This window comes from Nostoc sp. NMS9, assembly GCF_017114995.1.
In the GTDB taxonomy this organism is placed as follows: domain Bacteria; phylum Cyanobacteriota; class Cyanobacteriia; order Cyanobacteriales; family Nostocaceae; genus Nostoc.
In genome coordinates, this window is record NZ_JABXKL010000001.1 from 114,730 (window position 1) to 125,001 (window position 10,272).

Sequence of the window (10,272 nt, forward strand, 5' to 3'; positions counted from 1 at the left end):
TAACTTTTAACTCAAGTTTACTTAACCGACGTTTTGGTTAAAAGCCTTATGCTAGAAGCATTGTAGATTATTCTTTTGTAAAATTGCCGAAAGCTCGTTAATAAATCAAGCTGATAATAAGTTCAAGACAGCTACAAAACTGTACTTAACAGTACCTTTTTTTGTGTTGAATATTTTTAATATTCATAAGAGTACCTTATTGAATATCAGATATTTTTGCTATTTGTACTTATAGTAGTATTTCTGCTTACTTTAACTCAAACATCGCCATTAATATGTGCTATATCGAACATAGATATAAACAATTATCCTGAATGCTGCTAGTTTAGTTAGTAGTTTGATTAAAATAAGGCATAAATTACCTAAAATCAATATATTTATCTAGTAAATTTTTGCATCCCCATTCCTGAGTGAACTTGATTAGTTATGCTCCTAGATTTAGAAAGATTTTATCAGGCTTGCAATCCCAGCAGACCTCTAATTATAGGAAACGCTAGCGATCGCAGGTACTATATTGATTTTGCTGCGGTGCGGGGTGGCAAAATTATCGAAGCTTTGCAGCGCACGATCGCTAGAATATCGCCAGATATACCAACCTGTCAACTATTTACAGGACATCTCGGCTGTGGAAAATCAACAGAGTTGTTGCGCCTGAAAGCTGAGTTAGAAGTGGAGCAATTTCATGTCGTTTACTTTGAGTCTACCCATGTCTTAGAAATGGCCGATGTGGATGTGACTGATATTTTGTTAGCGATCGCTGGACAGGTGAGTGAAAGCCTAGAAGCGATGAAAATTAGGCTCAAACCTACCTACTTTACCAAGTTGTTTGGTGAACTTGTTGATTTTCTGCAAACGCCAATTGACCTTGGGGTAGAAGCAGAGTTGTCTGTAGGGATTGCCAAAATTACAGCTAAAACGAAAGAAAGTCCCCAATTGCGGCGGCGGTTAAGAGATTATCTAGAACCACGAACCGCAAATATTTTACAGTCAATTAATCAAGAATTACTAGAACGTGCCACCAAGGAACTGAAAGCCAGGGGTAAAAAAGGATTGGTGGTGATTGTTGATAACTTAGATCGAGTCGCAATTCGACCTTTACCATCGGGGCGATCACTGCCAGAATATTTATTTATTCAGCGGGGCGAACAGTTACGCAAACTGAATTGTCATGTAGTCTACACTATTCCCCTAGCCCTGACTTTCTCCAACGATAGCGCCGAACTTCAGCATCGTTTGGGGGGTGGAGTCGCACCAAAAGTTTTACCGATGATACCTGTACGCTTGCGCTCTGGCGAGATTTTTCCTCAAGGGCTAGCAATGATGCGGCAAATGGTGCTAGCTAGAGCTTTTCCAGACATTTTACCTAGCGATCGGTTAGGCTTAATTACAGAGGTGTTTGATAATCTGGAAACCTTAGATCGATTGTGCCTGATGAGTGGTGGTCATGTCCGCGACTTACTAGGTTTACTGTTTGACTGTCTGCGAGAACAAGATCCACCCTTTGAGCGGGAATGTGTCGAACTGGTGATTCGAAGACAGCGGGATTACCGAGCCAACGCTATCGACCCTCATGAGTGGGAACTAATCTTTCAGGTAGTGCAACAGCAACGAGTTAGAGGTGATATAGAATACCACACCCTTTTGCGAAGTCTATTTGTATTTGAATACCGCGATCATCAGGGAGCTTGGTTTGCCGTCAACCCAGTTTTAGCAGAGACGGAAAAATTTAAATCATGGTTGAAGGACACGCACAAGTAGATATAACAGCAGCTAATGAGCGTGCTTTACGGAGTTTGGGGAGAGCAATTACCCTTTCTAGCGGTCAATTTTCCCTGGTTTTGGTGTGCTGCAATTATCAAGTTTTGCAAGAGCTGATGCTGCAACGACTCGAAGAACTCTCTTCAGGAGTACACCACATTCAAAAGGTAATTCTGCCGCATAATGCCAGAAGTCTTTACACAAGTATTCATTTACAACTGCTAACTGAAGCTAATCCGCCATCGGCGTTGATGATTTTGGGTTTAGAGTCAGTAGATGGACTCGACGACTTACTGAGGTCTATCAATCATATTCGGGATGAATTTCGCAAACGCCACCCATTTCCGATGATTTTGTGGGTAAATGAGGAAATATTGCAAAAGGTAGTCCGTTTAGCACCAGATTTTGCTAGTTGGGCGGCTACACCGATTCGGTTTGAAATGACAACTCAATCACTGCTGCAATTTCTGCAACAGGAAACTGATTCTTTATTTGCTACGGTGTTAGCAAACGATGCTGCACAACACCAACCTCCTCAACTTGCAAAGCATTATTCCACTGTCGAGCAAGTCTGGGAACATAGCTATGAACTCCACTTTGCGATTAAAGAGTTGCACAATCGTGGTATTACCTTAGAGCCAGAATTACACGCTAGTTTAGAGTTTGTTTTTGGTCTAGATAATTATATTAGCGATCGCATCAATACAGGTTTAAGCCATTTTCAGCAAAGTTTGCAAGTTTGGCAAAAATTGGCAGACAGAGAAGAGGGAGCAGGGGAGCAGGGGAGCAGGGGAGCAGGGGAAGCAGAGGGAAATGGGAAGGATAAAGAAGTATTTTCTTCCCCATCTCCCCCATCTCCCCCATCTCCCTTACTTCTGCGACAGGGAATCTTACTGTTTTATATTGGGCTGTGTTATTGCCGTTTTGCAGAGCAAAATCAAATAGAAAACCGCCGCCATTGGTACACTGCTAAATCTTATTTTCAGCAATGCTTGAATATTTTGCAGGTGGCTGGGCGTTTGGATATAGTTGCTGGATTTATTAATCAACTCGCTGAGGTTTTGCAATATCTGCAAGAGTGGGAAGAATTGCAGACAGTTGCTCAAAAGTCTCTGGAGTTACATCAAACTTATGGTAGTCAAATCCAATTAGCTTGTGACTACGGTTTTCTGGCACAAGTGGCTGTGGAGCAGTCGCGGTGGGTACAGGCGAGTATCTTAGCACACGTATCACTGCTGAAATTAGGTGAGGCGCAAAAGCAGAACGACCCTTATAACTGCTTATTTCCATTATTATTGGCGCAAATTTACTATTTAGTGTTGGCGAAAGCACAGCGAAATTTAGGTGAGCAAGAAGTCGCTCGTGAATACTTAGATAAGGCAACAAAAGAACTGCCAGCAGCCTTAGAAAGTAGTGCCCATCAATACGATGCCCATCGTTATATTCGCTTATTGCGGAGACTGCGATCGCTCTACTTTGAAGAAGGGCGATATTTAGAAGCCTATTACATTCGACAGAAACGGCGTTCTGTTGAGCAACAGTATGGTTTTCGGGCTTTTATTGGTGCAGGACGCTTGCAACCCCAAAGACAGGCGACAAATCCAGCATTAATGTCACCTTCTGGGAGTAGTAGCGTTGCTTTAGAAATTGCTGCTTCTGGTCGAGAGCGTGATATTAATAACTTAATTGGTAGAATTAGCCGCGCCGATCAAAAGCTGACGGTGATTCACGGTCAATCAGGGGTGGGTAAGAGTTCTACCGTCACGGCGGGTTTAGTTCCAGCACTGCAAAATCGAGCCATTGGCGATCAAATAGCCGTACCTGTGGTACTACAAGTTTATACCGATTGGGCACGGGAATTAGGGAAATCTTTAAGTGAGGCGATGTCTAATGATGCATCCCTGGCGATTTACGCTGATATTAAGCCAGAAGCAGCCATTGATGCAGAAGCTTTGCCTTACTTTAGTACACCGTTCACCATCGGTAGCATTTTACAACAACTCCAAGAAAATGCCGATCGCCATTTGATCACAGTTTTAATTTTTGACCAATTTGAAGAATTTTTCTTTGGTTATAGCGATCGCAATCAAAAGCAAGAGTTTGATAAATTTATTAGCGACTGCCTCAATATACCATTTGTCAAAGTCATCCTTTCCTTGCGAGAAGATTATTTACATCGTTTATTAGACTTTAAACATCTCTCGGCACTGGAAGCGATTAATAATAATATTCTCGACAAGCATATCCGCTATCAGTTAAATAATTTTTCGCCAGAATATGCCAAAGCAATTATCCGAAAATTGACGGAGCGATCGCAGTTTAATTTAGAACCTGCTTTAATTGATGCCTTAATCGAAGATTTATCCACAGAATTTGGAGAAGTCCGCCCCATTGAATTACAAGTTGTGGGAGCGCAAATTCAAGATGAACGCATTACTACATTAAAAGAATATCAGCCATATAGACCGAACAAACTTATTGAACGATATATTAAAGAACTGATTAAAGACTGCGGCCCAGAAAATGAACGAGCCGCACTACTTGTCTTATACTTATTAACAGATGAAAGTAACAACCGACCTTTTAAAACTCGTGCTGAGTTAGCAGCGCAGCTATCAGAATTAGAAGATGCTGGCAAATTAGAGTTAGTCTTAGAAATTTTAGTGCGCTCCGGTTTAGTAGTTCTCTTTCCTGATGTACCAGAGCGCTATCAACTGATTCACGATTATTTAGTAGACTTAATTCGCTACCTGCAACAACAAGAATCGAGCTTACAGGTACAACTAAATCAGTTGCGCTACAAAGTAGAACAAAGTAAAGCTGAGATTGAGCGACTGAAGAGCGAACTTAGCCAGAATAAGCAGCGTTCTAAATTGGTAGATTCTCATCCGCAACAGGGATTAGACTTATTAACGGAATTGCGAGAATTACACAAGCGGGAAGAATTAAGTCAGTTAGAAATTGAGCAATTACGAGCTGAACTTAAAGAAAAAGAGTTAACAGCTAAACTTGCAGAAAGTCAAAAGAAACAAAGACTTAGTGAAGCTCAATTAAATCGTTCGCTGAAAATTGCTCTAACCGCTTCCGTTCTCGCCATCTTGGGATTAAGTGTTTCCATAGTGACAGCGGTAGATAGCGAAATTAAAACTCTCAGTGCATCCAGTGAAGCCCTCTTTGCCTCGCAAAAAGGTATTGATGCTTTAAAAGAAGCTTTAAAAGCGGGGAGAAAATTACAACAAACAATCTGGGTAGATTCCTATACAAGAGAGCAAGTACAGACGGCGCTTTATCAAGCAGTTTCCGGGGTAAGAGAATATAACCGCTTGGATGGGCATATATCTGGAGTAAATAGTGCTACATTCAGCCCCGACCGCTCTTTAATTGCCTCAGCTAGTGCGGATACTACAATCAAACTCTGGCATCCCGATGGTAGCTTAGTCAAAACCTTGTCGGGACATGAAGATGTGGTTAATAGCGTCAGTTTCAGCCCAGATAGTCAAATCATTGCTTCCGCCAGTCAAGACAAGACGATAAAACTTTGGAGTCGAGAAGGTCAACTGCTTGCTACCTTATTAGGACACCAAGGTGTGGTGAATAGTGTTAGTTTCAGCCCAGATGGTCAGGTTATTGCTTCGGCGAGTACAGACAAAACAGTGAAATTGTGGAGTCGGGATGGTAAACTGCTCAAAACCTTACAGGGACATAATGGTGCAGTCTTAAGTGTGGCTTGGTCAAATGATGGTCAAACCTTAACTTCTGGGAGTGCTGATAAGACAGTGAAATTGTGGAGTCGAGATGGTAAGCCGCTCAAAACCTTGCAAGGACATGAGGATGCAGTGAAAAGTGTGGCTTGGTCGCCCGATGGGAAAACAATTGCTTCTGCTAGTTTAGACCAGACAATCAAACTGTGGAATCTGGAGGGTAAGCTACTGCGAACCTTATCGGGGCATAGTGCTGGAGTTACCAGCGTCAGTTTTAGCCGCGATGGTAACACGATCGCTTCCGCAAGTACTGATGAGACAATCAAACTCTGGAGTTCTGAAGGTATGTTGCTGGGAACCCTGAAGGGACATAATAATTGGGTTAACAGTGTCAGTTTCAGCCCAGATGGTCGCACCCTTGTTTCCGCCAGTCGGGACAAAACTATTAAACTTTGGCATTGGGACGATGTGTTACTGCGAAAGCCCAAAGCCGATAATGATGACTGGGTAACTAGCATCAGTTTTAGCCCAGACGATCGCACCTTGGCAGCCGCAAGTCGAGACAAAACTGTAAAACTTTTCAGTCGAGACGGTAAACTACTCCGTATATTGACGGGGCATCAGGGTCAAGTTTGGGGTGTAGCTTGGTCGCCCGATGATCAAGTAATTGCCTCCGCTAGTAAAGATAAAACAGTAAAACTTTGGAGTAGCAACGGTCAACTACTCAACACCTTACAGGGTCATAATGATGCCATCTTGAGTGTAGCTTGGTCGCCCGATGGTCAAGTAATTGCCTCGGCTAGTAAAGATAAAACAGTAAAACTTTGGAGTAGCAACGGTAAACTACTTAACACCTTGCAGGGACATCAAGAAGCAGTGAATTGGGTAAGCTTTAGCCCAGATGGCAAGTTTTTAGCCTCAGCCAGCGATGATAAAACCGTGAAAATTTGGAGTATAGATGGTAAATTGCTATACACATTAAATGGTCACAGTCGCCGGGTAAATGGGGTTGCTTGGTCGCCTGATGGTCAAAGTATTGCCTCAGTTAGTATTGATAGCACGGTGAAGATTTGGAATCGAGACGGTCAGTTGCTAGATAATCTCACGGGCGATGGCGATAGTTTTATCAGCGTCAGTTTTAGCCCCGATGGCAAGAATCTGGCAGCTAGCAGTGATGACAAAGTAAGGATTTGGAGCCGAGAAGGGACGTTGCTGATTGCTTTGAAAGGCGATAAAGATGAGTTAACCAGCGTCAGTTTCAGCCATGACGGCAAGACTCTGGCTGCGGGTAGTGGTAATGGCACAGTAATTTTCCGAGATTTAGCAGATATCCAACTGGATAAATTACTGGCACGAGGTTGCGATTTGCTACATGATTATTTGCAGACTAACCAGAAGGTAATTAAAAGCGATCGCGCCTTGTGTTCTAGTAGGTGATGAAGAAGAATGTTGAAAGGCGTTATATATTAAATTAATCATCTATCCAAATAATCCTAATTCATGCAAAAAATCGTATCCGATCCAAAAATAATGATGAGCAAACCTGTCATTTCAGGAACTCGTATTACAGTTGAATTAATTCTCGAAAAGCTTGCTGCTGGTGAAACACCTCAGCAAATAATCGAAGCGCATCCGCGACTTAGTGATGAAGGAATTAAAGCAGCTTTGGCATTTGCGGCTCAAGCTTTGCGGTATGATGTGGTTTATCCAACGATTGAGAAAGCTTCTTGAAGTTTTTAGGAGACGAAAATTTAGATTGGCAAATCGTTGAACGTCTGCGGCTAGATGGTCACGAAGTTTTGTATGTTGTGGAAATGGAACAGGGAATTCCTGACGATGAAGTTTTGAACTTGGCTAATAATGAAAGTGCAATTTTGTTGACATCAGATAAAGATTTTGGTTAGTTAGTTTTCCGTTTGCGTCGAATTGCGGCAGGTGTGGTGTTAATTCGGTTATTCGGTTTATCTTCAAATGATAGAGCAGAAATTATTGCTAATGCCATTAATGAACACACAAATGAATTATTAGGAGCTTTTACTGTTATTTCATCAAAAAGTATTCGCATTCGTAAAATAACGTGAATTTTAGATGCGATTGGAGATGGAATGAACAGTGCGATCTGTTAAAGGCTTTAAGGTAAATCCCAAGGGCGATCGCGCCTTGTGTTCTGGTAGGTGATGGAGTTGGGATCGTTGGTAAGAATGTCGAGGATAACGTTGCTGTCTACCAAGACGGTCATGGATTATCGTCGCTACGGGTGAAGGTCATAATTTGGTCAGTGGTGAGGTTTCCAGCAGCGCAACCACGCATGGTGTCAATCCAGGTTGAGATTTTATCGGTAGGTTGTATTTTCTTGAGGTAGAGGCGATCGCCTTCGATTTCAAACGCTAATTCTACGTCAGGAGAAATGTTTAGCACCTCTCGGATTTCAGCAGGGATGGTAATCTGACCGTCAGGTGTAATCCGCATCGTGTGTTTGTTGTTCAAGCGTTCTTATGTCCTTATATTAATGTTCAATACTTGCAGGTCTTGATCCTGGGGTTAAAAGGCTGAGTTTTAACCCGGATGGACAAGTTTTAGCTTTCTCAGACTCCCTTGGTAAAGTCACTCTCTGGAATTTAGACTTTGATTCCAGTCCAAAGAAATTGTTGGCGTAAGCTTGTAATTGCGTGAGATGACTTTTGAAGAGTTTCTTGCCTGGGATGATGGTTCAGGCAGAGAGTTTGAGCTATTGGATGGGATTCCCGTGCCATTATCAGAACCAAATGCAAATCATGAGGATTTGATCGAGGGACTGTGTGCCTACTTAGAAAATCACTGCCAAGAAGATGACCTGCCTTACGTGTCGCGCCAGTCCAAGCAGGTTCGGCTCAAAACAGCACCAGGAGAAAAGGAAAAAAGCCGGAAAGCAGATATTGTCATATTTGCTAGAGAAGAATGGCAGAGGATGAAAACTAGCTCTAGTTCTGCTGCTGCATATATTCCACCACCCGGAGTCATTGAGGTCGTTAGCAATAACTGGAAGGACGACTATCTGACAAAACTTGCTGAATATGAAGACTTGGGCGTTTTCGAGTACATCATTGTGGACTATGCTGCTTTTGGTGGCATTCGGTTCATTGGCTCTCCCAAGCAGCCAACGATTACAATCTACCAACTTGAAGGTGCAGAATATTTACCCCCAAAGGTTTTTCGAGGGCAGGATCGAATTGATTTTAGATTGTTTCCGAACATTCCCTTAACGGCTGAACAGATTTTTGCAATGAGTCGCTGATTAGCAACGAAGAAATTTATTCTAGTCGTCTTCTTGCCACATTTGATGTGCGATGCCTGCGGCGGGCTGCGCCTACGCTAAATTAACCAGCGCCAAGCATTTAGTCGGAGCGGTGTTAAGATAAATAAGCCGATTCACTCGCGCCAAAGTTCAATGACTATTACCAAACTGTCCGAACTAGGCATTACTCATCTTCCCGACCATACTGAGTTACCAGAGTCGGACGGGACTTTTGTGAAAAATTTTCAAGAACACCCGCAAAGCATACTTCTAACTGACTCCGTTCAAGGTATATTACAGCAAATTCACTCAGATAAACAGTATTGTATTGGTCAAGATTGTGGCATTTACTGGCGTTTGACCGAACCACCTGAACGCGGTGCTGAAGCACCCGATTGGTTTTACGTCCCGAATGTTGCACCTATGTTAAATGGTCAGTTTCGACGTTCGTATGTATTGTGGCAAGAATATGTCGCTCCCCTAATTGTACTGGAATTCGCTTCTGGGAATGGTTCAGAAGAAAGAGATAATACTCCAATTACTGGTAAATTCTGGGTATATGAGCAAGCAATCCGCGTACCTTTTTATGGCATTTACGAATTTAGCAAAGCTGCGATTGAGGTTTATCATTTAGTTGATGGTAGGTATCAGCAACTCACAGCTAACGAACGTGGACACTATGAGATTTCCTTAATGGGTGTCGAATTGGGCATTTGGGAAGGACAGTATGGAAATACTACAGCGCCTTGGTTGCGTTGGTGGGATGCACAGGGAAATTTATTACTAACTGGTGAGGAAAAATCGCAGTTATTAGCACCTCAATTAGAACAAGAGCAAGAAAAATCCCAGTTATTAACATCCCAATTAGAACAAGAACAGCAAAAAGCCCAGCGTTTAGCAGAACGCTTGAGACAGCTTGGGATAAATCCTGATGAAGTTTAATATCTGATTGGGGATGGATTCAAGAGTGTTATAAGCAGTACTTAACTTTATGGATACAACGAGAAGGGCGATCGCGCCTAAAATCTTAAAATTAAGCAGACGAGAGGATTGGCACAAATTACGGTATGGGTGCATCATTTGGATGTTTACCTGCGTAGTAGACAACGACTTTCAAGACTTCTTCATCAGGAATGTAAAAAATTCACACAACACTTTGAGCAGATGGTTTAGTTAATGGTATTTCATGAATCTCAGCACTAAAAGCTGCTGCCAACTCAGGACTAGCGATCGCAATAGCACTCTCATGCCATTCATGGATAATCGCATCAATCATATCCCATGCCTGACTAGAGAAATCAATCAACCGAAAAGCTTCACTCAGATCCTTAATAAAGTCTTGCAGATCATCGGAGTCAAACACACTCAGCCATCCATAAGGATGTTCAAAGCCGATTTCTTGGCCAAGTAATAACGAAAAAGCAATGGTTAATATCATGTCCGGTTAAAGACTTATCATTAAGACCGCAGAGGGGCAGAGGGGCAGAGGGGATGGGTTTTTGGGCTTTCTGCATAGAGAAAGGGAATTATAACTAATTA

General features: G+C 42.4%; 9 protein-coding genes. 7 read left to right on the plus strand and 2 right to left on the minus strand.

Annotation, left to right across the window (positions count from 1 at the left end; all coding sequences use genetic code 11):
• Window positions 1-426 precede the first annotated feature (426 nt).
• From HWQ40_RS00465 to HWQ40_RS00485, 5 genes are all read left to right on the plus strand, one after another.
• Complete coding sequence (locus HWQ40_RS00465; RefSeq protein ID WP_292774212.1) at window positions 427-1,758, plus strand: P-loop NTPase fold protein; 1,332 nt, start codon at window positions 427-429, stop codon at window positions 1,756-1,758.
• A complete protein-coding gene (locus tag HWQ40_RS00470) occupies window positions 1,734-6,896 on the plus strand; it encodes a hypothetical protein (RefSeq protein WP_292774214.1) in 5,163 nt (1,720 codons plus the stop codon). Before HWQ40_RS00465 ends, HWQ40_RS00470 begins: the two co-directional genes overlap by 25 nt.
• A 63-nt stretch (window positions 6,897-6,959) precedes the next feature.
• The gene (locus HWQ40_RS00475) at window positions 6,960-7,190 is read left to right on the plus strand and encodes a DUF433 domain-containing protein (RefSeq protein ID WP_292774216.1); all 231 of its coding nucleotides are present in this window, start codon (window positions 6,960-6,962) and stop codon (window positions 7,188-7,190) included.
• Window positions 7,187-7,363 (plus strand): DUF5615 family PIN-like protein, encoded by a 177-nt coding sequence (locus tag HWQ40_RS00480; RefSeq protein WP_292774218.1) that lies wholly within the window; start codon window positions 7,187-7,189, stop codon window positions 7,361-7,363. The genes HWQ40_RS00475 and HWQ40_RS00480 overlap by 4 nt, the downstream gene beginning before the upstream one ends.
• A 12-nt stretch (window positions 7,364-7,375) precedes the next feature.
• Window positions 7,376-7,540: a hypothetical protein gene (locus tag HWQ40_RS00485; protein ID WP_292774220.1), complete on the plus strand. Its 165-nt coding sequence runs from the start codon at window positions 7,376-7,378 to the stop codon at window positions 7,538-7,540.
• Window positions 7,541-7,694: 154 nt separating this feature from the next.
• On the opposite strand, the gene HWQ40_RS00490 is transcribed toward HWQ40_RS00485, so the two are convergent.
• On the minus strand, window positions 7,695-7,946 hold the full coding sequence (locus tag HWQ40_RS00490) for an AbrB/MazE/SpoVT family DNA-binding domain-containing protein (RefSeq protein ID WP_292774222.1): 252 nt from the start codon (window positions 7,944-7,946) through the stop codon (window positions 7,695-7,697).
• Between the two features lie 187 nt (window positions 7,947-8,133).
• Here HWQ40_RS00490 and HWQ40_RS00495 point away from each other — a divergent pair, with 187 nt between their 5' ends.
• Together HWQ40_RS00495 and HWQ40_RS00500 are read left to right on the plus strand one after the other, a co-directional pair.
• Window positions 8,134-8,733 (plus strand): Uma2 family endonuclease, encoded by a 600-nt coding sequence (locus HWQ40_RS00495; protein WP_292774224.1) that lies wholly within the window; start codon window positions 8,134-8,136, stop codon window positions 8,731-8,733.
• Between the two features lie 153 nt (window positions 8,734-8,886).
• Window positions 8,887-9,675 carry a Uma2 family endonuclease gene (locus HWQ40_RS00500; RefSeq protein WP_292774225.1) on the plus strand — a complete coding sequence of 263 codons (789 nt, stop codon included), beginning with the start codon at window positions 8,887-8,889 and terminating at the stop codon, window positions 9,673-9,675.
• Between the two features lie 202 nt (window positions 9,676-9,877).
• Here HWQ40_RS00500 and HWQ40_RS00505 read toward each other — a convergent pair whose 3' ends face one another.
• Window positions 9,878-10,171 carry a hypothetical protein gene (locus HWQ40_RS00505; RefSeq protein WP_292774226.1) on the minus strand — a complete coding sequence of 98 codons (294 nt, stop codon included), beginning with the start codon at window positions 10,169-10,171 and terminating at the stop codon, window positions 9,878-9,880.
• Window positions 10,172-10,272 lie beyond the last annotated feature (101 nt).

Excerpts from the sequence above, each read along its gene's own strand:
- HWQ40_RS00465 (WP_292774212.1), top strand. The coding sequence starts at position 427 with ATGCTCCTAGATTTAGAAAGATTTTATCAGGCTTGCAATCCCAGCAGA.
- HWQ40_RS00470 (WP_292774214.1), top strand. The coding sequence starts at position 1,734 with ATGGTTGAAGGACACGCACAAGTAGATATAACAGCAGCTAATGAGCGT.
- HWQ40_RS00475 (WP_292774216.1), top strand. The coding sequence starts at position 6,960 with ATGCAAAAAATCGTATCCGATCCAAAAATAATGATGAGCAAACCTGTC.
- HWQ40_RS00495 (WP_292774224.1), top strand. The coding sequence starts at position 8,134 with ATGACTTTTGAAGAGTTTCTTGCCTGGGATGATGGTTCAGGCAGAGAG.
- HWQ40_RS00500 (WP_292774225.1), top strand. The coding sequence starts at position 8,887 with ATGACTATTACCAAACTGTCCGAACTAGGCATTACTCATCTTCCCGAC.
- HWQ40_RS00505 (WP_292774226.1), bottom strand. The coding sequence starts at position 10,171 with ATGATATTAACCATTGCTTTTTCGTTATTACTTGGCCAAGAAATCGGC.